The following is a 24903-nucleotide window of genomic DNA, read 5'->3' on the forward strand; positions in this document are numbered from 1 at the left end:
AAACTCCTCCTCAGCAATCCATCATTCCACCAAATCATTCTTAAACGCATAAATGACAGCCTGCGTCCGATCCTGCACCTCGAGCTTCGCCAACAAATTACTCACATGCGTTTTCACTGTCTTCAGCGCAATGAACAGCTCATCGGCAATTTCCTGATTCGTTTTCCCTTTAGCCAACAACAGAAGGATTTCGAGTTCGCGTTCGGTCAATTCATCATGTAGTTTGTGAGCTGTGCCCGTTCGCATTTTTTGCATCATTTTTGTCGTCACTTCTGGTTCTAGAACCGTTTGCCCTTTCAGTGTATCGCGGATGGCATTTGCAATTCTTTTTGCATTGGATGTCTTAAGAATGTAGCTGATTGCACCCGCTTCGAGGGCAGGGTATACTTTATCGTCATCCAAAAAGCTCGTGACAATAACGATTTTCGCTTCTGGCCATTGTTTAATAATGGCAGCTGTTGCCTCCGCTCCATTCATTTCAGGCATGACCATATCCATTAAAATGATGTCCGGTCGTAATGCGAGCGCTTTTTCCACAGCTTCTATACCGTTGACAGCCTCCCCGACGACTTCCATATCGGGTTGCGTCTGTAAATAGGCGGACACCCCGATCCGTACCATTTCATGATCATCCACTAAAAGAACTCGAATCATCCAACTCATCCCCTTTTTTTGTCGGCAACTTCACTTCAACAATCGTACCTTGCGAAGGGACGGACACGATTTTACATGTGCCGCCAATCTCGATTGCACGCTCCTTCACGTTTTGCAACCCATAAGATCCGCCCTTACCGTCTGTATCTTTAAAGCCGACACCATTATCTTGAACGCGAAAAATACATAGACCATCTCTTTCGACAAAGAGAATGTCTACTTCGGTTGCTTGTGCGTGCCGTAAAGTATTCGACAACGTTTCCTGTGCGATGCGGAATAAATGATCTTCTGCTCCTTTAGATAGCGACACCTCTTCCAAACGGAAACGAATATCGAACATTACTTTCTCTTTTAATTCCACTAACAATTCTTCCAGACCTTGTGCCAATGATTTATCGTTTAACGCGGCTGGCCGTAAATGTAGCAACAACGCGCGCATTTCCAATTGAGCTTGTTGTACCATCCGTTCCACTTGCAACAACGGTTTTTGCAATGCAGCATCATCCTCGTTGCTTTCCGTTATTGCAGACAGCAACATCGAAGCTGCAAACAGTTGTTGGGACACGGAGTCATGCAATTCACGTGCCAATCTTTGCCGTTCTTGAACGATGCGCTCCTGAATCATTTTGTCTTGTGCTTCTGCGCGTTCATCCGTAATGCGCTGCAAACTTTTCCGCTGCGTCGCCAAAATATTCGAGACATCCACAAGTCGTCGCTCAATCTTCGGTGAAAATCGCTTCGTTTTTACAAGCTCTTCATTTTGAATTAACCCTGTCAGTTTCTGCACAAACACTTTATCTTTGGAACGGCTAATGCCGCCCATCCAAAACGCAATTCCAGTCCCTAATGAAATGCACGTAATGAGGATCCAAGCACCTAAAGGGACATTGGCATACTGGATGTCATAAAAGAGCACCCAGCTTTCCTCGATTGGCACATCGATGAGTGCATAAAAATAAATCGCGGTAATTGCCAAAAACAACAATGATAAAGAGAAACTACGGCCAACGAGATTTTTCATTTGCGCGTCACCTCAATATCACCCATCCATGTCGCCAACGAAATGATGAGTTCTGCACGCTCGCCAGTGACACCTTCATAACCATCTTTCGTATAAAGCGTTTCATTGATCATTCGTTTCGGGCTAATATCAAGAATTCTTGCCTCACCAAACAACGTCGTGTAATGAATACGGACTGGTATTTCATAAGGTACATCAATCTTTATTCGACCAAACCCTTGTCGAACAGAAATGAAAGACGTCCCTTTAGGCAAAACAGTGTCCGTTACATCGACATGGATATCTCCAAAGAAGCCTTGGATTTGGATATCTTCCCATTCATATGATGAAAACGGGGAAGATTGAACAGAAAACCACTTGTTTTTCCAAATGCCGTTGGGAGTTGCTTGCGGGACGGATTTCACTGGTCGCATAATTTCCTCAGCTGGTACACCTTTCCACAGGTGATATAAAATATACACAAATAATGCCAACAACAGCATGCGCAAGCTCCATAAAGTAAGCAACGCCATCACGATGAAAAAGAACCCTACAAACGTCATCCACTTCGTCCGTTTTTTAAAACCAAAATACGTAAATCCGGCACCAAGAAGGAGGAAGATGATATTGCCGTTAGATAAAAATGCAGACTCCACAAATATCAACAGAAGAAAGGCGATTATCCAAAACGTCATCTTGCTCGTGTCTAATTTTCTCATGCTGAATGCCTCCTTCTTCCTGTCAGATTCCACGTCTCATCCTATTCTTTGCGTGGACCATAAAGCGCAACGTTTTAACAAAATGGAAAGGAAGGCATTTAAAGTAACGCCCTCCAGTCCAACTGAAATTGAAGAGGGAAGGCAAGCACCTTCCCGTTTATTTCGTCTTGGCATGTGAACAATCGCTCAAAAGCAGGTTTCACATCAACTACTACTATCTTACACAATTTCCGCAGTTTTTGCGGAATTTTTCTCCAATGATTCCAGTCGGCGCTCCATGGAAGACGTTTCGTAGTCGCGTGAAATGTTACGATCAAGGTTTTCGATGTATTGTTTCATCTCTTCCACGTTAGAAACATGCGCATCTGCTTGTTCAGGCGATATAAATTTATCCATGCGGCGATGGGCACGTGTCACATTTTCTTTGCCCATCAATTGCAACTGCCGGACTTTCATATCTTTCACTTTATGTTTCATTTCCTCAAATTTTCGTTCGAGTGCCATCAATTCATTTGCAGACTCAGTCACGCTCTTTGCCAAATCTGCAGCACGTGTTTCGTAAGCATGAATTTCAGCTTGTGCGAATGCGATTAAGTCTTCCTCGCCAGTCGTCTCTGCCAACTGTAACTGATTGCGGCGTTTATCGACCATTGCTGCAGCTTCTGCGTACTCCTTTTCTAGTGCAAGCTTTAACTTCCCTTGCCGCTCCAACAATTTGCCGACGGATTGTGTTTGTTTTTCCGCTTCTACTATATATTGATTCAACATGGCAATCGGATTTTTCTTTTCCTTTTTATCCAGCATCGTGTGCAAATCGGCTTGCACAGTGTATACGAATCGGTTCCATAATGAATTCATCGTCTATTCCTCCTTATTTTGTCAGTTCATCCCATTGACGTTCGAAATTGACGAACGGGTCATTGGAATGTGTAGGGATTACATCTTCGTTTTTCACGTCGTTCCATTTGCGCCACACGTAATACACACCAAGAATCGCGATGATACCGATGAACGCCGGAATGTTGGAAATTGCCGTCAACAAACCGATCAGCAATACGATCGCCCAAAACAACTTGAGCAATGTCGAATCACTCTTCCGGTAATAATGGAATCCCGCAAAAGCGACGATAGCAGAAATGGCTAATGCAACAATCGATCCTAAATTCGCAAGAACAACGATAGCTGCCACAATGCCAAGTATCGCAAGACCAAATTTTTTCATTTGTTGTTCCTCCTTTCGTTGTACACCTATCATATAACGGATTTCATCTCGTCCAAACAGGCGGAAAGCGGATATTGCACTAAGACTTGAGACTGAATTCGAGTAAATACAACTAGAATTTGGTAGCGCTTTCATGTAAGCTAGTACTATATGAACTATCAATTAATTCAGAGAATGGGGTGCGGACATGAAGGAAGTTGTCATTGTCGAAGGTGTCAGAACGGCAGTCGGTCGACGCAAAGGGGCATTTTCAGACTATCGGCCGGACGAGCTAGCAGCAATCGTCCTCGAAGAGCTTATCAATCGAGCGGGCATCGACAAAGCAGACGTAGAAGATGTCATTTTAGGTTGCGTCACACAAGCAGGTGAACAAGGCGGCAATATTGCACGGACAGCGGCATTGATTGCAGGCTTCCCAATCCACGTACCCGGTGTCACAATCGACCGTCAATGTGGCTCGAGCCAACAAGCGGTCCACTTTGCTGCCCAAGCAATCGCAGCAGGAGACATGGACATCGTCATTGCAGGTGGCGTCGAAAGCATGACGAGAGTGCCGATGTTTTCCAACATGGGTGACGCAAAACTGAGCCCTCAACTGACCGCCAAATATGAAATCATTAACCAAGGCCTATCTGCTGAGCGCATTGCCGAAAAATGGGGACTGACAAGGGAAGCGCTCGATCGGTTTGCCTATGAAAGCCATCAAAAAGCAATACGTGCGATTGAACAAGGCAAGTTCCAAGACGAAATCGTGCCAGTTGTTGTGAATCGCGGCGATGGTGCCGTCGAAACAATTTCAACGGATGAAGGCCCGCGTCCGGATTCCACACTCGACGTGCTTGCTGGACTCAAAACGGTGTTCGATGAAAAAGGCGTCATTACAGCGGGGAATGCCAGTCAAATGAGTGACGGTGCTTCTGCCGTATTGCTCATGTCAAAAGAGCGTGCAGATGAATTGGGGATACGTCCACTCACTCGCATCGTCTCACGTTCAGTTGTCGGTTCAGATCCGACCCTTATGCTCACCGGTCCGATTGAAGCGACACGAAAAGTCTTACTGAAAGCTGGTCTGACAATCGACGACATGGATGTGTACGAAGTGAACGAAGCCTTTGCCCCCGTACCACTTGCCTGGTTGAAGGAAGTTGGGGCAAATCCCGACAAGTTGAACCCGAACGGGGGCGCTATCGCATTAGGTCATCCACTTGGTGCGACTGGAACGAAATTGCTCGTATCGTTAGTGAATGAACTGAGACGGACAGGTGGTCGCTACGGATTGTTAGCGATTTGTGAAGGAATGGGCATGGCGAATGCTACGATTATTGAGCGGTTATAAGGTTTGAATATGACGGGATGGTTGACTGCAAGGTGCTAAGAATAATGTGCGTAATGTAACATGCGCCGTTTAGTCGGCACTGCGTTCGTTCATCTGAAAATGAACGTAAAAAGATCAACGTTGTATGATAGCGGGAAAGTCCATGCATGCAATACATGAGAACTTGTTACGTTTAGGTCAGGCGATTACCAGTCGTTAGTTGAACGATAATGGTTGATTGCTCATATCGATAAGGATTGTCTAAAGGGGCTGAAGAGATGGAGGTACATGAAACGGTTGCAATTGTCACAGGAGGCGCATCCGGTTTAGGGGAAGCGACGACAAGGCGGCTTGTCGCTGCCGGTGGTAAAGTGGCCATTTTCGATCGGAACGAGGATCGTGGACAGGCGTTAGTTGATGCGTTAGGGGAAGACCGGGTTTTATTCAAAAGAACAGATGTAGTGAGTGCGGAAGAGGTGGAACGAAATGTAGCCGCAGTCGTAGCGACATTCGGGAAAGTGAATGTGCTCGTCAATTGCGCAGGAATAGCGACTCCTGGGAAAGTCGTGTCAAAAGGTCGCCCGATGGCACTTGAACGCTTCGAACAGCTCATCCAAGTCAATCTGATCGGCACGTTCAATGTTCTCCGTGTCGCGGCAGCTGCCATGATGGACAATGAGCCCAATGAAGAAGGCGAACGTGGCGTCATTATAAACACCGCTTCCGTCGCGGCATTTGAAGGGCAAATCGGGCAAGCGGCATATAGTGCATCAAAAGGTGGCGTAGTTGGCATGACACTTCCGATTGCAAGGGAGTTTGCACCATACGGCATACGCGTCATGACAATCGCACCTGGCCTCGTTGAAACGCCTTTGTTCGCCGGGCTTCCTGAACCCGCTCAACAAGCACTTGTGGACATGACATTATTTCCGAAACGGCTAGGACGGCCGGATGAATATGCAAAACTCGTTGAAAGCATCGTAACGAATCCGCTATTAAATGGCGAAGTAATCCGGTTGGATGGTGCGATACGGATGCAGGCGAAATAGATGAGTGGTTTGGACAGCGTAAGGTATCGATTGTGCATGAAGTATGTATTGAAATAGCAAGTTGCCTGTTAAGGCGGATAGAGACTGGTTAGAGTGGCTCGTCTTGAAAATTGTATGAAGGGGCTAGCGAAGTGCCGGTTGTTGTTAGCGGGAGGTATAAGCAATTTATACGTTGCAAGTGAAAGGGGGAGTTGTATGGCGCGTTACCGGTTTGAAACGGATGAACATGTTTTATTTCGCGAAACGCTTCGGAAATTTCTAGCGAAGAAGGCTGTTCCTCACTATGAGCAATGGGAGAAAGACAAAGTGATACCCGTATCATTTTGGAAACAACTTGGTGAGATGGGCTTTCTTTGTCCACAAGTGGAGGAAGCGTATGGGGGATTAGGACTCGATTTTAGCTACGGCGTCATCATCGGGGAGGAGATGGAACGTGTTGGCGCAGGCTTGACGGGTGTCGGCTTGCACAATGACATCGTTGTTCCGTATATCGAATCATTCGGGAATGAAGCGCAGAAACAACGGTGGCTGCCCGGTTGTATAACGGCGGATGTCATTACAGGCGTTGCGATGACGGAGCCAGGAACAGGGTCGGATCTAGCGAGTATCCAGACGACGGCGATAAAAGATGGGGATTTTTATGTCGTCAATGGACAGAAGACGTTCATTACAAACGGAGTGAATGGCAACCTGTTTCTCGTTGTCGTAAAGACGGATCCAGCAGCGCAGCCGAAGCATCGAGGCATTAGTTTGCTGCTGGTGGAAGAAGGGACACCTGGTTTTACGAAAGGAAGGCAGTTGGACAAGGTCGGCATGCATGCGCAAGATACAGCGGAACTCTATTTCGAAGACTGCCGGGTGCCTGCTCGGAATTTACTTGGTGAAGAAGGCAAAGGTTTCAGCTATCTCATGGAAAAACTGCAGCAGGAGCGGCTCGTCGTTGCATTATCCGCACAAACCGCTTCGGAAGATATGCTTGCAATGACGCTCGATTATGTGAAATCACGCGAGGCGTTCGGGAAGTCCATTGGTTCATTCCAAAACACGCAGTTTAAGCTCGCAGAAATCGCTACAAAAGTTGAGCTTGGCAAGGCTTTTCTAGAATCGCTCATCGAGGACCATCTAGCCGGGAAAGAAATCGTCACGAAAGTGTCCATGGCAAAATATTGGATTACGGAGACGGCGCGGGAAATTTCTGCCGAATGCATGCAACTCCATGGCGGCTATGGCTACATGGAAGAGTACAAGATTGCTCGGAGGTACAGGGATATTCCCGTTGCGTCGATCTATGCAGGAACGAATGAAATTATGAAGTTGATTATCGCGAAAAATATGGGGTTAGGTTGACGGCATATGAGCCGCATGTGTGTCATAGGATGCAAAGCGAATGGTTGTACAAGTAGGGAAAAATACATGTGGGAAAAGGGGAATGTTCGTTATGATGCAAACACCGCTACTACTATCTTCTTTCATTAAAAGAGCTGAACAGTTTTTTCCGAATAAGATAATCATTTCACGTACAGGAGAGGATACAATTCACCGGATTACGTACCGTGAATTTGCAAAGCGGACGCGGAAATTGTCCGATGCGCTAACAAAACTGGGGATGAAGCACGGAACGAAAGTCGGTACATTCGGTTGGAATCATCACCGCCATTTGGAGGCGTATTTCGGCGTGCCAAGTACAGGCGCAATCCTGCATATGGTGAATATTCGCTTGTCACCGGAGCATATTGCGTATGTTATTAATCATGCAGAAGATGAAATTCTATTAGTCGATGATAATCTGTTCCCGCATTTTGAAAAGCTTGCACCGTTGCTGAAGACGGTGAAGCATTATGTCATCATGGGGGATAGCAGAGAGATTCCTGAAACGTCGCTTGCCAATGTTCATTCATATGAAGCATTGCTTGACGGGGCATCCGATGACTTTGTCTATCCTGAAGATTTAGATGAAAATACGCCAGCGGGCATGTGTTATACATCTGCTACGACGGGCAATCCAAAAGGTGTTGTTTACACGCACCGCGGCATTGTGTTGCATAGTTATGCGCTCGGACTTGCTGATGCGATGGGCTTGTGCGAACGAGATGTCGTCATGCCAGTTGTTCCGATGTTCCACGTCAACGCATGGGGCATCCCGTTTGCGTCTGTATTTTTTGGAGCGACTCAAGTGCTTCCGGGTCCAGGGCTTAACCCTGCGCTGCTGCTGGATTTGATTGAACAAGAGAATGTCACAATGACAGCAGGCGTGCCGACCATTTGGCTAGCGGTGTTAAAAGTACAGGAGCAGCAACCGCGAAATTTATCATCAGTGCGTGCAATTGTCTGTGGAGGTTCAGCCTCTCCAAAAGGGCTGATTCGGGCGTTCGAGGAAAAGCTTGGAGTGCCATTCTACGTCGGATACGGCATGACAGAAACCTCACCACTTGTCAGTCTTTCCGTGTATACATCGGGTATGGAAGAACTGTCAATGGATGAACGCGTCGATATTCGTACGTTACAAGGGCTCATCATGCCAGGCCTTGAAGTCCGTATTGTAAATGAAGATGGAGAAGTCCCGTGGGATGGCAAGACGATGGGCGAATTAACCGTGCGTGGACCGTGGATTGCAAGTGAGTATTATAAAGACGAACGAACAGCGGAAGCATTTAAGGATGGTTGGCTATACACCGGTGACATTGCCGTCATGACCGAATTTGGCTATTTGAAGTTGATGGATCGGACAAAAGATTTGATCAAGAGTGGCGGCGAATGGATTTCATCTGTTGACTTGGAAAATGCCCTAATGACACATGAAGATGTCTTCGAAGCTGCGGTCATCGCCGTTCCACACGAGAAATGGCAAGAACGCCCGCTAGCTTGTGTCGTCTTGAAAGATGGCAAGACGGCTGATGATGTGATGAAGGAACGGTTGTTGTCCTATTTAGAAGGGCAGTTCGCCAAATGGTGGGTACCAGACGATGTCGTGTTCTTGACTGAAATCCCAAAAACATCCGTCGGCAAGTTTTTGAAAAAAGCATTGCGCGATCAGTTGAAAGGGCATGAATTGAAAGTGTGAGTAGAGAAGTTTTAAACCACTCGCGTGGGAGATGTGTCGCGGGTGGTTTTTTTGTGGATGGAATGTGGGATGGTGAATTGTGAAGGTGAAATGTGTTGGGGGATGAGAGAGTTGAGGCGGGGGATTCCATTAACTGGGTGAGTGGTGATAAACAGTCGGCAAGCGGTGATAACGTCGATGTAAGCGGTGATAAATGGGACGCAAGCGGTGATAAACGCCATCTAAGCGGTGATAACGGTAAATTTATAGGTTTGTGGGAAGCTAAAGTGCGGGTGAAATAGTTGGAAACCTGCGAATCGGTGATAAACTCCGTAGAACCGGTGATAACGGGAAAGTGCCCGATTGAGCGACTTTGAAACGATGGTAAATTGGTTAGAAACCTGCGAATCGGTGATAAAGTGGTGCGAATCGGTGATAACGTCGAGAGAACCGGTGATAACCCTCCGAGAACCGGTGATAACTAGCCCAGAACCGGTGATAAACTCCGTAGAACCGGTGATAACGGGAAAGTGCCCGATTGAGCGATTTTGAAACGATGGCAAATTGGTTAGAAAGTGGCGAATCGGTGGTAAAGTGGTTCGAATCGGTGGTAACAGGTCGAGAACCGGTGGTAAAGTCGCTCAATTCGGTGGTAAACAGATCGAAGTCGGTGGTAAAAGTCACTCGAATCGGTGGGTACTTGAATTCGGTGGCTTACTAGCAATAGAAGGACTGATCATGGAGTGCGGCATCTCAGGTTGTAATCCATAGAAATCACCGTCATGTTGCATTAATTTTGAAAGAACAGGGAATAGCGTATATACGGATGTAAAATGGAAAGTTTAGTGATAGCCGGTAAACGATGAGGAGGTTTAACATGCCGACACGAATTACGAAGTCACAAGCTACAGCCTGTTCACTGACGGTATACAATGACGGATTTGCGTTGGTGAAAGATACGCGTTCAGTACCGGAGCTCGATGGAAGTGAGTGGGTCGAGTTTCTCGAAGTTGCGAGAAAGCTGGAGCCGAATTCGGTCATTATCGAAGGAATGGACGTTTCGGAGTTCGTCTATGAGTATGATTTAATGGATGAGTTGAAGCTTTATGAGAAATATTTAGGGCAAGAAGTGTTGATGAAAGATGCACTTTCGAAAGAAGGAAAGCGTTACAAGCTATTGCGTGCGAATGGTCCAGTTGTATTGCAAGATGTTGAGACGGGAGAACTTGTCATGAATCCGAGGGGAGAAATCCGTTTTCCTCAGACAGAAAGTGGTTTTCATGTAGAGCCAACGCTTGTTTGGCAAGTTGGTCAGCAAATGAAGGATGAAGTATGTGTGTCTTATTTAACGGATGGCGTGTCGTGGAAAGCTGATTATGTCATTTCGATGCATGGAGACCGCTTCGATTTATCTGGTTGGCTGACGATGAAAAATTACTCGGGTGTGAATTATGAGGATGCGACATTGCGTTTGATTTCAGGAAAGCTGAGTAAAGCCGGGAATGAAAATGTGGAGAAAAGCAAAGAATTGTCGCAGAAGAAAGAAGCTGCAACAGATGCCTTTTCGGATTTCCACACGTACACATTTCCTCGGCCGATTGATTTGGAGGACAAGCAACGCAAGCAACTGCGCCTGCTGTCATCAATGAATTCAAAGGCGCAAATCATATATGAGATAAATGAACAAACGGCCAATCCGGATATTTACATTGAATTTGATAATACAGTGGAGAACGGATTAGGTTTTCCGTTACCGGCTGGTATTTTTAAAATGTACAGAACAAATCCGAAAGATGGCAGTGCAGAATTTATTGGAGAATATCGCATTAAGCATACTGAAGTCGATGAAAAAGTGCGCTTAAAGTCCGGCGAAGCTTGCGATATTAAAGTGACGAGTAAAAAATCAGGGAAGTACAAAGAAGGTGGCTATGAGTATACCGAATATGAATACTCAATTTGCAATACGAAAGGTGTTCCGGTTGAAGCCATTATTCGCCAGCAAGTGCCAGGACATCTTTGGACGGTCGATGAATCGACACACGACTGGGAGAAAAAGCGAGACAAAATTCTACTGCCGATACACGTTCCGGTCGATGAAGAGGAAACCGTCAAATTCACAATCCGCCACGACCGATCTGCGAGAAGAACGATTGGCTTCTAATAATTTATTGGTTGTTAGAACATAGAAGAAGCGAAAACAGCTCTGGGGCATACCTCCGGAAAAACTGCGTAAATCCAAGTTGCACAAACTTTGGGTTCACGCAGTTTTATTTTTTGCTACACGAATTTCACTTTTGTCGATAGCCGCTGTGATTTTCAATTGCATCCTCTATTTTATCCCCAGAATGAAGAACATCCTTTTCGTAAGAAACGCATGGTATTTCGTATTTTCTTCGGTAAAGTCGGTTCGTTATTCACAACTTAATGAACAACTTCATCTCCCGCGAATTTATCAACATGTGGATAAAATATGCCCAAAAACAGCGCATTTTCTGAAATTATAAACATATCCACTTTGTTATCCACAAAAAAACGTGCATAAGTCCATTTTGCCCAACTTATGCACATAAATGCTGAAGCATATTTTACTCTTTGTCCACGTACAATCCATCATGGATTATCGGAAACCATCCACGCAATTGGAACGTCCTGTTGTAGGGGCCTTGTATGTACTGATCCATAAACCAAAGGGAGCGTTTTATGGAGAAATGGATAATTGAGTTTATTAGCGAGCATGGCTATTTTGGCGTCTGTTTTTTACTTTTGCTTGAAAATTTATTTCCCCCAATTCCATCTGAAGTAATCTTGACGTTCGGGGGCTTTGTCACGACAGTTTCATCAATGACGCGAATGGGTGTTATTGTTGCAGCGACGATTGGCTCTGTAGTGGGTGCGATGGTGTTATACAGTATTGGACTAGTTGTGGATGTTGAGCGACTTGAGCGGTTGATTGAAAGAAAAGGGCACTGGTTGCGCATTTCCAAAAAAGACTTGAGAAGGGCGGAAGGATGGTTCGAAAAATACGGCCCATGGACGGTCTTTTTTTGCCGGCTCATTCCACTTGTGCGCAGTCTAATTTCAGTTCCAGCAGGTATGGCGCATATGAATTTTCCATTATTTATTCTCCTGACAGCGATTGGTAGCTTCATTTGGAATGCGATTCTTGTTACAATAGGGTTTACGGTCGGTGAAAATTGGGAATCGATACTCCGGTATATGGATATCTATTCGTCAATCGTTTATATCGTGTTAGCAATTAGCGGCTTTGCGGTTTGTATCGGGTACATCCGCTTCCGTAGAAAGAGGGCTTAGTGGACTTATGGAGTTATTTGAATTATTGAAGGCGTTATTACTTGGTTTTGTAGAAGGTATGACGGAATTTGCACCGGTTTCTTCGACAGGTCACCTCATTATTGTAGATGATATGTGGCTGAAGACGGAGGAGTTTCTTGGCAAATACCCTGCGATCACCTTTAAAATCGTTATTCAGTTAGGATCGATTTTGGCGGTTGTCGTCGTGTTTTGGAAACGACTGTTCAGTTTAGTCGGACTGTATAAAATCGACGGTCAGAAGATGAACAAGCGATTTAACTTGTTGCATGTTATTGTTGGGATGTTACCGGCGGTCATTCTTGGATTTGCATTTAAAGATTTGATTGACGATTATTTATTTGGTGTTGAAACGGTTATTGTCGCACTTGTTGCCGGTGCAATTCTCATGATAGTAGCAGATAAATTTGGGCCGAAAAAGCCGAGAGTGCAGTCGTTGGATCAGATTTCGTATCGTCAAGCATTTACTGTTGGGCTTGTCCAATGTCTATCATTATGGCCAGGTTTTTCTCGGTCAGGCGCTACGATTTCAGGCGGTGTATTATTCGGCATGAACCATAGAACGGCTGCCGACTTCACGTTCATCATGGCTGTACCGATTATGATGGGAGCAAGTCTTGTTTCGGTAATGAAAAACTGGGAATACATGTCGATGGATCACATTTCGTTTTACATTGTTGGATTCCTAAGTGCGTTTATTTTCTCGCTCATTTCAATTCGTTTCTTCTTGAAATTAATTTCAAAAATTAAACTCGTACCGTTTGCCATTTACCGTATAATTCTGGCGGTCATCTTGGCAGCAATCGTGTTTTTGTAAGGAATATATAAAACTATCTTACCGCGTGAGGTCATTGGGCTTTCCGCGGTTTTTTTGTGAATGAATGCCAGACGCGACAAGACTCCTCTACCTCCATTACCTTATTTATTTTCTCCACCCTAAATTTTCTGATAGAATAAAATAAAAAAGTAGCAGGTGATCGACTTGAAAGAGCAAATATTAGTGATCGAGGACGAAGAAAGTATTGCACGTGTTCTTCAATTGGAGCTGGAGTTTGAAGGGTATGCAGTCGGCACTGCTCATACTGGGACGGATGGTCTTATTAAATTTCGGGAACAGGAATGGGACCTTGTGCTTTTGGATTTAATGTTACCGGGGTTGAACGGACTGGATGTGTTAAAAAGGATTCGGGCGACGGAAGGAGAGACGCCTGTTATTTTATTGACCGCAAAAAGTGATGTAAAAGATAAAGTGACGGGTCTTGACTTAGGGGCAAATGATTATGTAACAAAGCCTTTTGAAATTGATGAGTTACTTGCACGAATCCGATCTGCAATTCGTTCATCACAGAAAAAAGCGGTTGTAAAAGATGAATTTTTCCATGAGTTTGCGGGCTTGTCTATACATGAACAATCACGCGAAGTGAAGCGGAACGGCGAATTGATTGAGCTGACGCCAAGGGAATACGATCTCTTGCTTCATCTCCTGCGTCATCCAAATCAGGTTCTTTCGCGTGAACAATTATTAGATGCAGTTTGGGGCTATGATTATTTCGGTGATACAAATGTTGTCGATGTATACATACGGTATGTCCGCAAGAAAATAGACATGCAAGACGGTCCTTCGCTCATTCAAACGGTGCGAGGCGTCGGCTATGCATTAAAGGAACCGATCCATGAAGCTGAAAAATAAAATCCATGTCTTCTCGACGTTGTTGATGTTTATTATCCTGGTGTTGGCGAATGTTCTTATTTATTTTCTGTTTGAAAGAATGTCACATAACACGGAATACCACCAATTGTTAAGTCGGTCGAATAATTTAACCACGGCATTAAGTCAAACGGCAACAGAAGAGGATGCGGTAATCGTTATACGGGCTACCATCCCGGCAAATAGTGCGGTAACGATAACGGACAGTGCAAATAAAGCAATTACCATTGTTCAATCAGTAGAGGGGCTTGGAAAGATTGGTGACCGTACGAATGCTGATGATCCTTTTGTCATTCGAGATTTTAAAGGAATTGAAGCATTATCCATCACGATGCCCATAATCTGGCCGACGGGTGAAGTGGTGACACTAGAAATTACACAGTTGTTAACGGATGTTGAAGAAAATCTGCGCGTGCTAAAGTTCGTATTAATTGGCGTTACGGCGTTTGCCATGATTTTAATCGTGTTATCGAGTGTGACGTTAGGAAAAATTGTGACTCAGCCGATTGAAAAACTTATCCAGACGATGACAAGTAATCGGCAATCGGGCAAGTTTGAAAAGATTAATGAGAACGTGGACGGAAAAGATGAACTGGCGCAGATGGAACGGACGTACAATGAAATGATGGAAGAATTGGAACAGAACTATAACAAGCAAGAACAATTCGTATCCAATGCTTCGCATGAACTGAAAACACCTTTGACGGTGATCGAAAGCTATGCAAGCCTGTTAATAAGACGCGGGCTTGAAAACCGCGAAGTAGTGGACGAGGCATTAGCTGCCATTCTTTCAGAAACGGGACGTATGAAAGAAATGATCACACAAATGCTTGACTTAGCGAAAAGTAATGAAGCGCAGGCATTTGAATTTGTGGATACGAATGTGAACCAATTGGTAGAAGATGTTGTCAAACCTCTGCGACAAGCGTATGGAAGAGACATTCAAATTGAGGCGGATGAACAATATTACGTGGAGACAGATGGAAAGTATGTGAAACAGCTGTTGTTCATATTGCTTGATAATGCAAGGAAATATAGCGATGGGGAAATTGTTGCATCTATCAATGACCAGTCGAACGGTGTAGAAGTGACTGTGAAGGATTATGGAAAAGGAATACCTAAAGAAGATATACCGCATTTGTTCGATCGTTTTTATCGGGTCGATTCGGATAGGAGCCGTAAAACAGGTGGAACAGGATTAGGCCTTTCCATAGCGAAAGAGATTGCCGACGGTTTAGGAGCGAATTTGTCCATAGAAAGTGTAGTGGGTATGGGGACGTGTATACGTGTGTTCATTCCAAATAAGAGAGAGGATTCTCAGTGAATTTTAATGTTCCTTCGGTAAGATGATAAAAAGGAGGCTTTTTGCATGAGAATATGGAAAAAACCTTGGTTCATACCGATTATTTTAACGGTTGTCATTATCGTTGGTGGACAGCTTTATACAGCTGGAAAGCTGACAAAAGCGAATACGTTATCAGAAAATGAAATTCAAAAACAGTTGACGCTGATTTATCAAGGCGAGATTGAAGATCTACAATTACAAGGTTCCGTTTACACGGCAAATGTCATTAAGGGAAGCGCAGAATATGCAGTTGAAGTGGACGCGGGAACGGGTAAAGTGCTTTCCCTTATTCAAACGAAAGAGTCCGTAAATACAGATGTTACTAAAGCAGAGCAGGATGATAAAGAAAAAGACGCGGTTACAGGGGGTATGTCAGAAAAGACTGAAGACCCGTTACCTGAAAAAGAACAGGTGACAGAGAAACCGCCTGTAACATCTGATAAAAACAAATCTGATACGAATGACACAACGTCTTCGAAAACTAATACAGGTAAAACGACAACTGAATCAAAACCGTCAAACAAACCGACTACACCTCCAAAAAAGCCAGTGTTAATCTCAGAGCAGCAAGCCGCCAACATTGGTATGACTCAATTACCTGCCGGCATGGTCGGTGAAGTCGATGACGTCGATTACAAAGAAACGGAAAATGGCGGCTATTATTTAGTGCAGATTGACATTGATACGGATGATGATTTAGATGAAGTAACCTATCAAATACATGCTATTACAGGTGCAGTGATGACTGTTTCGTGGGATGAATAATGGATCCGCACATAAGTATGTCGGATGTATGAATGAAGTGAAAATTGAAATCGCGTGCAACCAAGGTTCTTTACATTTGGTTGCTCGCGATTTTTATTTATTAATCTGGGCCTTTCATATTTGTACAAAAACGCCTACAACAATGAAGGAGCAGTTACTAGTATGATTCTCATGAACTTCTAATAATCCTCTCAATCTCCTCTCATGTTCGTTGGATAAGATGAAGATAACAAGGATAAGGAGGAGATAATGGATGAACAAATGGATGTTGATTCCGGCGATGGCTGGGGTAATCGCCATCGGTGGGGTTGCGATGGCAAGTGATTCTGTACCTGCAAGTGTTGCTTCAAAGGATCAATTGATTTCATTGAAGGAAGCGAAAGAGCTAGCTGAGAAAAAAGTAGGTGGAATTGTTACAGAAATTGAACTGGAACAAGAAGGTGCACGCTATGTGTACGAAGTGGACGCTGTTGCGAAAGGCGTCGAATATGAATTACATGTAAATGCGTTGTCACGAGAAGTAGTCATTGTTGAGAAGTCTACTGACACAAAATGGACTGACAAGATGATTACGGAAGAGCAAGCAGTAGCCATTGCAAAAGGTATGGTAAATGCTATTGTAAAGGACATCGAGTTAGATAAAGACGATAATCTCCACTATTATGATATTGAATTGGAAGATGAAAAATTTGAATACGAAGTAAAAGTAGATGCGATTACTAGTGAAGTCATCAAGTTCGACAAAGAGGCTCTTGATAATGACGATGAGCACGCTCAGCCCGAAAAGTTGTTGACGAAAGAAGAAGCGCTCACCATTGCAAAAAAGAAGGCGAACGGTACTGTTGAAAAAATCGAGCTCGATTCAGACGACAATCGTAAAGTCTATGAAATTGAAATAAAAGACGATGAGTTTGAGTATGAAATCGATCTAGATGCAGCGACTGGAGAAGTGCTCAACTTCGAAAAGGATCGTTACCGTACAGCGAAAAATGACACTGTTCCTAAAGTTGAAGCTACTAAACAAAACGTAACGAATCATTCTTTACAAGTCGTTCAAACTACACCTGTAAAGCAAGAAGTGAAGGCTGAACAAAGTCAACCGGTGGCCAAAAGGACAAAGCTTACAAAGGAGCAAGTGCTTGCAATCGCTAAACAAAAAGCAACGGGTGTTGTCACGGAATTTGAATTAGACGGCAACGTGTACGAAGTTGAAATGGAAGATGGAGACATCGAGTATGAATTGAAAATCGATGCATACACAGGTGCAATTCTTTCATTTGAAAAAGATGAAGAGTAATACAATGTAACAACTTAAACATAAAAACACTTTATTATAGACACGGTCAGACGCCATACTGACTGTGAAGCAAACAAGCGGACAGCTGCCATACTGTCCGCTTGTTTTAATGAGACAGGAGAAACGTCTTTATGCATTTAATTCGTAAGTTTTACCGACTTCGGCAAGTTCAGCTGGTCCCTCAAACACTACTTTTGCAGCCTGTAAAACGTCTCTGGGTTCGCCGTGTAAGGGCAAATGTGTCAACACTAATTGTTTCACCTCAGCCAATTTTGCGAGTTTACCCGCTTCACTGCCGGCCATATGTCCAGGCGCTTTCCCGAGGTGCTCTTCGTACAAATTCGCTTCGCTTACTAATAAATCCGTTCCTTTCGCAAACGCAACTAACTCGTCCCGCCATTCAGTATCTGCCGTGAACGTAACGGATCGTCCAGCTACTTGGAACTTCATTGCTAAGCAGTAGACCGGATGAGTCGTCTCACAAAATGACACTTCAAATGGTCCGATTTGCACGATATCCGTTTCTTGAATAGCAACTCCAACCGTTCGTTCTTTATAAGAAAGCTTTTCAAAATGCTCACGATCCTTGTCATGACCGTAAATAGGCAACACCGAAGAAGGTTGACCGAGATAAAAATTAATGAGGCGACTATACTGCAAACTGCCGATATCTGCAATATGATCTGCGTGATAATGACTGATGACAACAGCATCCAATGCTTCCAATGGGAGATGATTTTGCAACGAGGCTAGAACGCCGCTCCCGCAGTCCACAAGACAATGAAACCCATCATGCTCAAGTAAAAAGGATGAAGTGGCCCCATTTGCTTTCGGAAAACCGCCCCAAATACCAATCGGAATAACTTTCATGTGTAAAAACCTCCATAAACAATGTGCTTGCTTTTATACCGTACGGGGTATAAAATACAGGTAGAACCTAAACAAAAGGGAGATGTCAAAATGGCAACTATCGCTACAGTTTACACTACATCAACGTGCCCGTATTGCACAATGATGAAAGATTATTTAGATGAACAAAACATTCAATATCGTGAAGTGAACGTACAGCATGACCAACAGGCTGCCCAAAAACTTGTGGAAACAACAGGACAAATGGGTGTTCCGCAAACTGAACTAAATGGAAAATGGATTTTGGGCTTCGATCCTGCAGCCGTGCAAGATGCTTTACAAGGGTAAGCAATTGAAAAAGCCCTCACGCTTTTGCAAATCTTGTTCTGTGGAAACTCCCGTGGCAATGGAAGAAGAGATCAATAAAAGACTCTTCCCTAAGATTTGTATTGGTCATGTCGCACTGTTTCTGACAGGTGTATTTCTCGTGATAATGGAATGGATGAATTAGCTCTCCCCGCATCGACTCGTTAGTTGTCGATGGGGGATTTTTTTATGAAGAATTTTGTGTGGATTAATTTATATACTAATCAAATAGCATGTACACAATTAGAGATCTAACAGTGTTAGTTCAAGATATTTACGTTGATTCGTTTAAAAATGAATCAAAAGACCTTAATTGCGTGAATTGCTGTTACATTTTCTGAGAATAAATTCTTATATCTATATCAATTAAGAGCTTTATATAAAAGTTTGAGTAGTGGAAAAATAGCAAGTTGCATTTTGTAGGCTTTATACCTAATGCCTATTCTCCTGCATGATAGGAAATATACTTATACATTTCTTTGACAACGAAAAAGCACAATGGTAATCATATACATACAAACGAGTATTATAAATTAACCTGGAAAACTAGCGTCTTAACAGAAGATACTATTGCTTGAGGTGCTGGCGAAAAGATGAAGGAAATCCAAGGCCGACAGAGGGAACTTTCAATAATGCCGTTCACTATATCATTGGGCATTTTTTTAGCAGGGAAATCTTCCATTGTAGATCCCTAACCTTCCTCGGTTTACTTTAAAAGATTGTGTAGGTGAGATTTAGGTGAAGTTTTCAACAGCAAGAGGGTTGGCGATTATATTAGGAGTTGTTGCTACTGTTTCAATAACAACTTATTTTTATCTGGATGAAAAAGACATGATGATTCCATTTTTAGCTCTAATCATCAAGCCGCTTATGATGGTTACGTTATTTCCTACAGTATTTTTGTTACTGGCAAGTATTTTGGCTACTTCTAAAAATGAAGAAAAGATCACTAGACACAACTTCCTAAATGCATTTGTCATTCTAATTTGCTTAATTGCTTTTAGGACATTCGTAACGTTTATGAGATAGATTTTGAAATTTATGCCGGGTTAATCCGAAAGGGCGTGAATGTTTTAGGGGCAACTAAAAATAGGAATTCTGGCCAGGAATCTTAATCTATTACCGATAAAGTAAATGATTCCGACGTTCAGGCTAGAGAGGGTATAAAGGATTGACTAAAATCGAAAAGTGGTAGAATCATTCACAGTAAAACAAATCCATCCTGGATATATGAGTATGAGAGGTATCAAAAATGAACAACTCAACCGCAAAATGGCTGATAGGCATATTATCTACGATTGGTTTTGGAACAATTGCTTTGTTGTATATATTGGATCAAAACGGGAGCGTACCTCCGCTTTTTGAGACTTTATTTAAACCGATTGTTTTCATTTCATTGTTTCCAGTGCTTCTTTTGATCATAGGACTCCTGATTGCGCGGGGGAAAAAGGAAGATAAAATATCGAACAAAACCCTCAGTCGTTCTGCCGTCGTAATCGCTGCACTTTTCGTATTCCGTTGGTTGACGGGGTATTTTAATTAAAGAAGTTTTACAATAAGCCCAATCCATCTATCTTTTCTTGAAAATGAGGGGTATCTATATTGAATTACTCAACTGCAAAATGGCTCATAGGAATATTATTTACAATCGGTTTATTGATTATTGCAACCTACTTTTTCATGGATGAAAAGGGGATTTTGCCTTCCCTTTTCGTCGATGTATTTGTACCACTTGTCTTTCTAACATGGCTACCGGCGCTTCTGTTGATCATCGGTCTTCTGATTGCGCGGGGGAAAAAGGAAGATAAAATATCGAACAAAACCCTCGGTCGTTCTGCCGTCGTAATCGCAGCCCTTTTCGCATTCCGTTGGTTGACGGGATATTTTAATTAAAGAAGTTTTACAATAAGCCCAATCCATCTATCTTTTCTTGAGAATGAGGGGTATCTATATTGAATTACTCAACTGCAAAATGGCTCATAGGTATACTAGCTACCATCTCAATAGCTACGACGGTTTTAATCTTTTTTTTCGATCACAGAGAGGTCACTTCCCCTCTATTAGAAGCTATATATAAACCGATTATTTTAATTACGGGGGTACCGGTGCTTATATTGGCCATTGGTCACGTAGTTGCAAAGGGTAGGAAAGAGGAACAAATATCTTCTAAAAGTTTCGGCCGCTCTACCATTGTTGTCGCAGCCCTTTTCGCATTCCGATGGATGACGGGATATTTTAATTAATGACTACACTTTTCTTGAATACTGTTCCAAATAGTTGATCATATGAAAAGCAATGTACCGTTTGTTGGGTGCATTGCTCTTTTTCTTTTTGGTAGCCAAACAGTGAGTCCTCCTAAGTTGGTGGAACAACGGCAATGGATAGGCGATGAACATGTTTAGATGTTGCCGATAAAACAGTTAATGCTTATCAAATTTACCATGGAACTGTCATGCCTTCCTCAAGATAATTGCAATATAAAAAAGTAGAGCGTCTTGAAATCGGACTGGGTCAAGAGTTGTCAGCTCTTTGACTTTCCTTAATCTGTATGTCAATGTGTGCCGATGGATGGTGAGCGCATCAGCAGTTGATCCGATAACCATGTCATTTTCGAAAAATGCTTCTAGTGTATCAATTAATTGGTCGTTTAACCCCGCCAAGACGCGCTTGCTTAATCGTTCCTTCATCGGTGCAGATACGGTTTTTAGTAAGGCGATTAGTTCAATAGCATCGTAATAATGGATTGATTCATGGGCATTGCCATAAGTCAGTGCAAGTTTAGCTGTTTCATAGGAGTGCTTAATATCTTTTAAATCTTCTACGTATAGGCCGACACCGATTTCGACGGAATGATCTGTATGCAATAACTGATGGATCTTCATGATTTTACGTTCTAAAACGCTTGATTTTACATCGGACAGTACGATAAATAATTGATTAAATTGTGAGTGACCTAGTAAGGCAGTTTTTCTTTCAAATAATTCCTCTATACTTTCCGTCAATCGTAGTGGAAATTGTTGGAGGTCCTTTGTTTGGACCAAAATCGTCAGAAAAGGACCGGTCATCTTAAAATTCAATGCGGATAATCGATCGACAACGATTGTTGATAGTGGACCGATTTCGATTAATTCTTCAAAGATCAGCTCTTTCATTTTCCGCTTCCATTCCACTTCAGATGTAATGAACGATTGATGAATCATCATTTCTGTTGTTAATTGAACAAGTGTTGCAACATCCTTTAATTCATCGTGCGTTCCTGTAATGCCAATGACACCAACTAGTTGCTCTTTGTAATAAACGGGCATGTTAACGCCAGGCTTCGTGCCATGCCAATCTTTCATGTTGTCGTCTGTGATCCATAGTGGTACCTTCGTTTTTGCGACATATGCTGCGCCTTCATGAATACGGTCAATACGCTCCGCTTCCCCCGATGCCAAAATCATGCCATTCGTATCCATCACATTCAAGTTCCGATTCAAACGAACCATTGTTTGCTGGACAATTTCCTCCGCAAGCTTTTTTGTAATCAAATCCACAACCCCTTGTATAAAATTCTTGCTGAAAATCAAATGTAACTTATACAGCAAGTATAATGTATTTTTAATTTCAGAACATATAATTAAATGCAAGCGCTTTATTCGCATTGAAGTGCAAGTAGGAGGTGCTAAGGATGAAGGTGATTTTGGCACCTGATTCATTCAAAGGAAGTTTAACGGCAATCGAAGCCGCTCGGGCGATGGCGATTGGTGTGCAAGAAGCGGTACCGACGAGCCAAACAATACTTTTGCCTGCTGCAGATGGCGGAGAAGGGACGATGAGGAGCTTAGTTGACGCGACGAATGGTACATACACATCTGTAACCGTTGAAGATCCACTCGGGAGACCAATTGTAGCGACTTATGGGATTCTTGGGGATAAAGAAACATGTGTCATTGAAATCGCCGAAGCTTCGGGTCTTACGCGGTTGGTTGATGATGAAAAGGATCCATTGAGAGCTTCTTCATATGGAACGGGAGAATTGATTGCACATGCGATTGATAGTGGATACCGGAAATTCATTATCGGCCTTGGAGGAAGTGCAACAAATGATGGGGGCGCAGGAATTCTTCAAGCATTAGGTATGCGTTTATTGGATGAATATGGTCGTGACTTGACGAAAGGGGGAGGTGCACTCAAGGATTTATATTCTATTGATGATACAGATTGGGATGGTCGGATTAGAGATAGTGCGTTTTTAATTGCGAGTGACGTTAAAAATCCTTTTGTTGGTCAGAATGGTGCCTCTTACGTGTTCGGGCCGCAAAAAGGAGCAACTTCTTCAGTTGTGGAAGAACTTGATCGAAATTTGTCTCTTTTTGCAGATGTGATTGAAAGGGAAAGGGGTATCGCGCTTCATTGCAAAGAAGGGGCTGGAGCTGCCGGGGGAGCTGGAGGCGTATTCCAAGCATTTTTCAACGGTGAGATGAAGCAAGGCATTGACGTCGTGTTGGATGCAATCGGTTTTCATGAAGCTGTAGAGGATGCTGATTTAGTTATTACAGGCGAAGGAAAAACAGATAGGCAGACCTTATCGGGCAAAACGCCTTTCGGAATTGCAAAAGCGGCACAACAGAAAGGGAAGCCGGTCATTCTAATCTCTGGTGCGGTGGATGAAGAAAGCCGACAATTGTTGATCCCTTTGTTTACAGAAGTACATGCAATTATGGATGATGGTCTTACAGTTGAAGAAGCAGTGGCGAATGCGTTTGATTGCTTGAAAGAAAAGACTAGAAAAGTGATGGAGAGTTATTCTTAGTATGAGGCCCCTATAGAATTAATATATATTTCAAATATGAGTTAACTTGGTGAGACGGTGGTAAAGTCGCTTGAATCGGTGGTAAAGTAGGTCGAAACGGTGGTAAACTGCCTGGAATCGGTGGTAAAGTGCTCCGAAACGGTGGTAAACCGTCTAGAATCGGTGGTAACGCAATCCTACCTCGATTGGCTGGTTGTATTCCGTCGAATCTGTTCGATTTAGTGGTGAATATCTGTAAATAACTGGTTGAGTGGTGATAAAAGTAGTTTAAGCGGTGATAAACGATCGTTAAGCGGTGATAAACTTCCCACGAGCGGTGATAACCACGTTTGCATTCAACTTAGTCGCATACGGCAGAGTGATTAACGGATCAAAACTAATTATTAAAGCCTTCCCTCCATAGTAGAAGCTGTTGTCCGCTGGGAATTTGTTTCATATATAGAGTGAACTTGGTGAGACGGTGATAAAGTCTCTCGAATCGGTGATAAAGTACTTAGAATCGGTGATAACCCCCTCCGAATCGGTGATAACACATTTCCACCTCGATTGGCTGGTTGTATTCCGTCGAATCTGTTCGATTTAGGGGTGAAAATCTGTAAATAACTGGATGAATGGTGATAAAAGCAGTTTAAGCGGTTATAAAGTCGTCACAAGCGGTGATAAACTCCTCACGAGCGGTGATAAATAGCCAATGAGCGGTGATAACCGAATTGGCCGACCTAATAGTAGAATGCCCCAGCATAATAAACACTCCACATCAGCATACTCACCTATTTTCATTGCATAAGGTAAGGAAGAGTTGTCCAGAACCTACTTGAATGGAGAGGATACGATGAATGAAGTAACGACGGATGTGCGGGAGCTGCGGAATTGTTTTGGGAGATTTGCGACAGGTGTGACGGTTGTGACGTGTGAACATGGAGAGGGGAAGCATGGGTTCACGGTGAATTCATTCACATCGGTGTCGTTGCAACCGCCATTAGTGCTTGTTTCTGTAGATCGGCGGACGCGGGCATTGCCATATCTACAAAACAATGCGTTTACAATCAACATTCTCAGAGAATCCCAACAAGACACGGCAATGCATTTTGCGGGTCGCCCTTTAGATGTACCGCCATTTGAATGGGATGATACCCGTATCAAAGACTCACTTGCATATATCGAATGTGAACCGTGGGCAGAGTACGATGGTGGCGATCATGTGTTATTTGTCGGGAAAGTGAAGAGGTTTGAATATGAAGATGGCGCGCCTCTAGGATATTTTGGAGGGAAGTTTGCTACAATTGAACCTCTATAACTAAGAAGTAGATTCGATATGATTATTCTAGTGGTTAGTTTCATATCACAAGACTAGTTTTCGGTACGATCCATTGCCGAGAAGCTAGTCTTTTTTATTTTCTCCCCCGCATGTTTCCCCTTAGACAAGCATACGAATGGTTGTAATGGGAC

The 24903-nt window shown here is 43.3% G+C and carries 26 protein-coding genes; 19 read left to right on the top strand and 7 right to left on the bottom strand.

Annotated features, from left to right (window positions below; translation table 11 throughout):
- Nucleotides 1–21: 21 nt before the first annotated feature.
- The 5 genes from NRI27_RS12320 to NRI27_RS12340 all read right to left on the bottom strand — a co-directional run bounded on the left by NRI27_RS12320 (nucleotide 22) and on the right by NRI27_RS12340 (nucleotide 3595).
- Nucleotides 22–654 (bottom strand): response regulator transcription factor, encoded by a 633-nt coding sequence (locus tag NRI27_RS12320; RefSeq protein WP_371390944.1) that lies wholly within the window; start codon nucleotides 652–654, stop codon nucleotides 22–24.
- Nucleotides 629–1675, bottom strand: coding sequence for a sensor histidine kinase (locus tag NRI27_RS12325; RefSeq protein WP_371390946.1), 1047 nt, complete (start codon nucleotides 1673–1675; stop codon nucleotides 629–631). The genes NRI27_RS12320 and NRI27_RS12325 overlap by 26 nt, the downstream gene beginning before the upstream one ends.
- The gene (liaF, locus tag NRI27_RS12330) at nucleotides 1672–2373 is read right to left on the bottom strand and encodes a cell wall-active antibiotics response protein LiaF (RefSeq protein WP_371390948.1); all 702 of its coding nucleotides are present in this window, start codon (nucleotides 2371–2373) and stop codon (nucleotides 1672–1674) included. Before liaF ends, NRI27_RS12325 begins: the two co-directional genes overlap by 4 nt.
- Nucleotides 2374–2592: 219 nt before the next feature.
- Nucleotides 2593–3231, bottom strand: a complete 639-nt coding sequence (locus tag NRI27_RS12335; protein ID WP_371390949.1) for a PspA/IM30 family protein — start codon at nucleotides 3229–3231, stop codon at nucleotides 2593–2595.
- A 13-nt stretch (nucleotides 3232–3244) separates the two neighbouring features.
- Nucleotides 3245–3595, bottom strand: coding sequence for a lmo0954 family membrane protein (locus NRI27_RS12340; protein ID WP_317944989.1), 351 nt, complete (start codon nucleotides 3593–3595; stop codon nucleotides 3245–3247).
- Nucleotides 3596–3782: 187 nt separating this feature from the next.
- On the opposite strand from NRI27_RS12340, the gene NRI27_RS12345 reads away from it, so the two are divergent.
- From NRI27_RS12345 to NRI27_RS12405, 13 genes are all read left to right on the top strand, one after another.
- Complete coding sequence (locus NRI27_RS12345) at nucleotides 3783–4931, top strand: thiolase family protein (protein WP_371390950.1); 1149 nt, start codon at nucleotides 3783–3785, stop codon at nucleotides 4929–4931.
- A 257-nt stretch (nucleotides 4932–5188) separates the two neighbouring features.
- Nucleotides 5189–5959: a 3-hydroxyacyl-CoA dehydrogenase gene (locus NRI27_RS12350; protein WP_371390951.1), complete on the top strand. Its 771-nt coding sequence runs from the start codon at nucleotides 5189–5191 to the stop codon at nucleotides 5957–5959.
- Nucleotides 5960–6154: 195 nt separating this feature from the next.
- Nucleotides 6155–7306 (top strand): acyl-CoA dehydrogenase family protein, encoded by a 1152-nt coding sequence (locus NRI27_RS12355; RefSeq protein WP_371390952.1) that lies wholly within the window; start codon nucleotides 6155–6157, stop codon nucleotides 7304–7306.
- A 91-nt stretch (nucleotides 7307–7397) separates the two neighbouring features.
- The gene (locus tag NRI27_RS12360) at nucleotides 7398–9020 is read left to right on the top strand and encodes a long-chain fatty acid--CoA ligase (RefSeq protein ID WP_371391047.1); all 1623 of its coding nucleotides are present in this window, start codon (nucleotides 7398–7400) and stop codon (nucleotides 9018–9020) included.
- Nucleotides 9021–9115: 95 nt separating this feature from the next.
- Entirely contained in the window at nucleotides 9116–9301 is a 186-nt protein-coding gene (locus tag NRI27_RS12365) for a hypothetical protein (RefSeq protein ID WP_371390954.1), read from the top strand.
- A 262-nt stretch (nucleotides 9302–9563) separates the two neighbouring features.
- Complete coding sequence (locus NRI27_RS12370; RefSeq protein ID WP_371390955.1) at nucleotides 9564–9770, top strand: hypothetical protein; 207 nt, start codon at nucleotides 9564–9566, stop codon at nucleotides 9768–9770.
- Nucleotides 9771–9876: 106 nt separating this feature from the next.
- Nucleotides 9877–11160, top strand: coding sequence for a DUF4139 domain-containing protein (locus NRI27_RS12375; protein WP_371390956.1), 1284 nt, complete (start codon nucleotides 9877–9879; stop codon nucleotides 11158–11160).
- A 539-nt stretch (nucleotides 11161–11699) separates the two neighbouring features.
- Entirely contained in the window at nucleotides 11700–12311 is a 612-nt protein-coding gene (locus tag NRI27_RS12380) for a DedA family protein (protein ID WP_371390957.1), read from the top strand.
- 7 nt (nucleotides 12312–12318) lie between these two features.
- Entirely contained in the window at nucleotides 12319–13146 is an 828-nt protein-coding gene (locus NRI27_RS12385) for an undecaprenyl-diphosphate phosphatase (protein WP_371390958.1), read from the top strand.
- Between the two features lie 165 nt (nucleotides 13147–13311).
- Nucleotides 13312–14019 carry a response regulator transcription factor gene (locus NRI27_RS12390; RefSeq protein WP_371390959.1) on the top strand — a complete coding sequence of 236 codons (708 nt, stop codon included), beginning with the start codon at nucleotides 13312–13314 and terminating at the stop codon, nucleotides 14017–14019.
- Entirely contained in the window at nucleotides 14003–15361 is a 1359-nt protein-coding gene (locus NRI27_RS12395) for a sensor histidine kinase (RefSeq protein WP_371390960.1), read from the top strand. Before NRI27_RS12390 ends, NRI27_RS12395 begins: the two co-directional genes overlap by 17 nt.
- A 45-nt stretch (nucleotides 15362–15406) precedes the next feature.
- Complete coding sequence (locus NRI27_RS12400) at nucleotides 15407–16147, top strand: PepSY domain-containing protein (protein WP_371390962.1); 741 nt, start codon at nucleotides 15407–15409, stop codon at nucleotides 16145–16147.
- A 253-nt stretch (nucleotides 16148–16400) separates the two neighbouring features.
- The gene (locus NRI27_RS12405; protein ID WP_371390963.1) at nucleotides 16401–17444 is read left to right on the top strand and encodes a PepSY domain-containing protein; all 1044 of its coding nucleotides are present in this window, start codon (nucleotides 16401–16403) and stop codon (nucleotides 17442–17444) included.
- A 129-nt stretch (nucleotides 17445–17573) separates the two neighbouring features.
- On the opposite strand, the gene NRI27_RS12410 is transcribed toward NRI27_RS12405, so the two are convergent.
- Nucleotides 17574–18314, bottom strand: a complete 741-nt coding sequence (locus NRI27_RS12410) for an MBL fold metallo-hydrolase (protein ID WP_371390964.1) — start codon at nucleotides 18312–18314, stop codon at nucleotides 17574–17576.
- Nucleotides 18315–18404: 90 nt separating this feature from the next.
- On the opposite strand from NRI27_RS12410, the gene NRI27_RS12415 reads away from it, so the two are divergent.
- The 4 genes from NRI27_RS12415 to NRI27_RS12430 all read left to right on the top strand — a co-directional run bounded on the left by NRI27_RS12415 (nucleotide 18405) and on the right by NRI27_RS12430 (nucleotide 20552).
- Nucleotides 18405–18641, top strand: coding sequence for a glutaredoxin family protein (locus NRI27_RS12415; RefSeq protein WP_371390965.1), 237 nt, complete (start codon nucleotides 18405–18407; stop codon nucleotides 18639–18641).
- A 756-nt stretch (nucleotides 18642–19397) separates the two neighbouring features.
- Nucleotides 19398–19688 carry a hypothetical protein gene (locus NRI27_RS12420; RefSeq protein WP_371390966.1) on the top strand — a complete coding sequence of 97 codons (291 nt, stop codon included), beginning with the start codon at nucleotides 19398–19400 and terminating at the stop codon, nucleotides 19686–19688.
- Between the two features lie 223 nt (nucleotides 19689–19911).
- Entirely contained in the window at nucleotides 19912–20202 is a 291-nt protein-coding gene (locus NRI27_RS12425) for a hypothetical protein (protein WP_371390967.1), read from the top strand.
- Between the two features lie 59 nt (nucleotides 20203–20261).
- Entirely contained in the window at nucleotides 20262–20552 is a 291-nt protein-coding gene (locus NRI27_RS12430) for a hypothetical protein (protein ID WP_371390969.1), read from the top strand.
- A gap of 557 nt (nucleotides 20553–21109) precedes the next feature.
- Here NRI27_RS12430 and NRI27_RS12435 read toward each other — a convergent pair.
- Nucleotides 21110–22189, bottom strand: coding sequence for a CdaR family transcriptional regulator (locus tag NRI27_RS12435; protein ID WP_371390970.1), 1080 nt, complete (start codon nucleotides 22187–22189; stop codon nucleotides 21110–21112).
- A gap of 140 nt (nucleotides 22190–22329) precedes the next feature.
- On the opposite strand from NRI27_RS12435, the gene NRI27_RS12440 reads away from it, so the two are divergent.
- Both NRI27_RS12440 and NRI27_RS12445 read left to right on the top strand, forming a co-directional pair.
- On the top strand, nucleotides 22330–23454 hold the full coding sequence (locus NRI27_RS12440) for a glycerate kinase (protein ID WP_371390971.1): 1125 nt from the start codon (nucleotides 22330–22332) through the stop codon (nucleotides 23452–23454).
- Between the two features lie 832 nt (nucleotides 23455–24286).
- On the top strand, nucleotides 24287–24751 hold the full coding sequence (locus NRI27_RS12445; protein WP_371390972.1) for a flavin reductase family protein: 465 nt from the start codon (nucleotides 24287–24289) through the stop codon (nucleotides 24749–24751).
- Nucleotides 24752–24903 lie beyond the last annotated feature (152 nt).

This window comes from Sporosarcina sp. OR05, assembly GCF_041414805.1.
In the GTDB taxonomy this organism is placed as follows: domain Bacteria; phylum Bacillota; class Bacilli; order Bacillales_A; family Planococcaceae; genus Sporosarcina; species Sporosarcina saromensis.

What these genes read in the sequence shown, in the direction of transcription:
- NRI27_RS12440 (WP_371390971.1), top strand. Translation starts at nt 22,330, where the DNA reads ATGAAGGTGATTTTGGCACCTGATTCATTCAAAGGAAGTTTAACGGCA.
- NRI27_RS12380 (WP_371390957.1), top strand. Translation starts at nt 11,700, where the DNA reads ATGGAGAAATGGATAATTGAGTTTATTAGCGAGCATGGCTATTTTGGC.
- NRI27_RS12385 (WP_371390958.1), top strand. Translation starts at nt 12,319, where the DNA reads ATGGAGTTATTTGAATTATTGAAGGCGTTATTACTTGGTTTTGTAGAA.
- NRI27_RS12445 (WP_371390972.1), top strand. Translation starts at nt 24,287, where the DNA reads ATGAATGAAGTAACGACGGATGTGCGGGAGCTGCGGAATTGTTTTGGG.
- NRI27_RS12395 (WP_371390960.1), top strand. Translation starts at nt 14,003, where the DNA reads ATGAAGCTGAAAAATAAAATCCATGTCTTCTCGACGTTGTTGATGTTT.
- NRI27_RS12325 (WP_371390946.1), bottom strand. Translation starts at nt 1,675, where the DNA reads ATGAAAAATCTCGTTGGCCGTAGTTTCTCTTTATCATTGTTGTTTTTG.
- NRI27_RS12410 (WP_371390964.1), bottom strand. Translation starts at nt 18,314, where the DNA reads ATGAAAGTTATTCCGATTGGTATTTGGGGCGGTTTTCCGAAAGCAAAT.
- NRI27_RS12425 (WP_371390967.1), top strand. Translation starts at nt 19,912, where the DNA reads ATGAACAACTCAACCGCAAAATGGCTGATAGGCATATTATCTACGATT.
- NRI27_RS12340 (WP_317944989.1), bottom strand. Translation starts at nt 3,595, where the DNA reads ATGAAAAAATTTGGTCTTGCGATACTTGGCATTGTGGCAGCTATCGTT.
- NRI27_RS12335 (WP_371390949.1), bottom strand. Translation starts at nt 3,231, where the DNA reads ATGAATTCATTATGGAACCGATTCGTATACACTGTGCAAGCCGATTTG.
- NRI27_RS12320 (WP_371390944.1), bottom strand. Translation starts at nt 654, where the DNA reads ATGATTCGAGTTCTTTTAGTGGATGATCATGAAATGGTACGGATCGGG.
- NRI27_RS12355 (WP_371390952.1), top strand. Translation starts at nt 6,155, where the DNA reads ATGGCGCGTTACCGGTTTGAAACGGATGAACATGTTTTATTTCGCGAA.
- NRI27_RS12375 (WP_371390956.1), top strand. Translation starts at nt 9,877, where the DNA reads ATGCCGACACGAATTACGAAGTCACAAGCTACAGCCTGTTCACTGACG.
- NRI27_RS12405 (WP_371390963.1), top strand. Translation starts at nt 16,401, where the DNA reads ATGAACAAATGGATGTTGATTCCGGCGATGGCTGGGGTAATCGCCATC.
- NRI27_RS12350 (WP_371390951.1), top strand. Translation starts at nt 5,189, where the DNA reads ATGGAGGTACATGAAACGGTTGCAATTGTCACAGGAGGCGCATCCGGT.
- NRI27_RS12400 (WP_371390962.1), top strand. Translation starts at nt 15,407, where the DNA reads ATGAGAATATGGAAAAAACCTTGGTTCATACCGATTATTTTAACGGTT.
- NRI27_RS12360 (WP_371391047.1), top strand. Translation starts at nt 7,398, where the DNA reads ATGATGCAAACACCGCTACTACTATCTTCTTTCATTAAAAGAGCTGAA.
- NRI27_RS12415 (WP_371390965.1), top strand. Translation starts at nt 18,405, where the DNA reads ATGGCAACTATCGCTACAGTTTACACTACATCAACGTGCCCGTATTGC.
- NRI27_RS12345 (WP_371390950.1), top strand. Translation starts at nt 3,783, where the DNA reads ATGAAGGAAGTTGTCATTGTCGAAGGTGTCAGAACGGCAGTCGGTCGA.
- liaF (WP_371390948.1), bottom strand. Translation starts at nt 2,373, where the DNA reads ATGAGAAAATTAGACACGAGCAAGATGACGTTTTGGATAATCGCCTTT.